This is a genomic window from Streptomyces sp. MnatMP-M17, assembly GCF_900091995.1.
GTDB lineage: Bacteria > Actinomycetota > Actinomycetes > Streptomycetales > Streptomycetaceae > Streptomyces.
In genome coordinates this window covers 1-1024 of record NZ_FMDK01001210.1, presented here as the reverse complement: position 1 = coordinate 1024, position 1024 = coordinate 1, and the positions used below count along the sequence as shown (strand labels likewise).

Sequence of the window (1024 nt, the reverse complement as noted above, 5' to 3'; positions counted from 1 at the left end):
GTTTGTCGTCTTCTCCTCCGTGGCGGGTGTGTTCGGTGGCGCCGGGCAGGCCAACTACGCCGCCGCGAACGCCTTCCTCGACGCACTCGCCGAACGCCGACGGACCGAGGGCCTGCCGGGCGTGTCGCTGGCCTGGGGTCCCTGGGATCAGATCGGTGGCATGACCGGAGGAGGCATGACCGGCGGTGTCACCGAGGCGGACATGCGGAGGATGGCCCGCTCGGGCATGCCGCCGCTCTCCGTCGACCAGGGCGTGGCGCTCTTCGACGCCGCGCTTGCCACGGGCCGTGCGGCTCTCGTACCCGTACGGCTGGATCTTCCGGCGCTCCGGGCACAGGGCGAAGTACCGGCCGTACTGGGGGCGTTGATCCCAGTACGCTCGCGCCGGAGCGCGTTGACCGAATCGGCCACCGCGACCGGTCTGATCGGTCGGCTGGCCGGACTCACTCCCGTGGAGCGACGCGAGGCGCTTCTGGATCTCGTGAGGAGCCAGGTCGCGCTGGTGCTCGGCCACGCCGGCGGAGAAGCCGTCGACGCCGTATCCCAGTTCCGGGAGCTGGGCTTCGACTCGCTGACGGCGATCGAGCTGCGCAACCGGCTGAGTACGGTGACCGGCCTGCGCCTCACCGCCACGCTGATCTTCGACTACCCGACCGCGACGGCTCTGGCGGACCATCTCCGCGACGAACTGTTCGGGAGCGAGACCGAGACCGAGGCGTCGGTTCCGCTCCGGCTCCTGCCGCCGACGGCCGACGATCCGATCGTGGTCGTGGGGATGAGCTGCCGGTTCCCGGGCGGTGTGGCGTCGCCGGAGGATCTGTGGCGGCTGGTCACCGAGGGCACGGACGCGATCTCCGAGTTCCCGGCAAACCGTGGCTGGGACGTGGAATCGCTCTACCACCCTGATCCGGACCACGCCGGTACGTCGTACACCCGCTCGGGCGGATTCCTCCAGAACGCTGGCGAGTTCGATCCGGCGTTCTTCGGTATGTCGCCGCGTGAGGCGTTGGCGACGGATTCGCAG

General features: G+C 69.9%; 1 protein-coding gene. It reads left to right on the top strand.

The window, feature by feature from the left end; genetic code table 11:
- A partial coding sequence (locus tag GA0115259_RS37890) for a beta-ketoacyl reductase (RefSeq protein ID WP_141716886.1) occupies window positions 1–1024 on the top strand: 1024 nt, incomplete at both ends.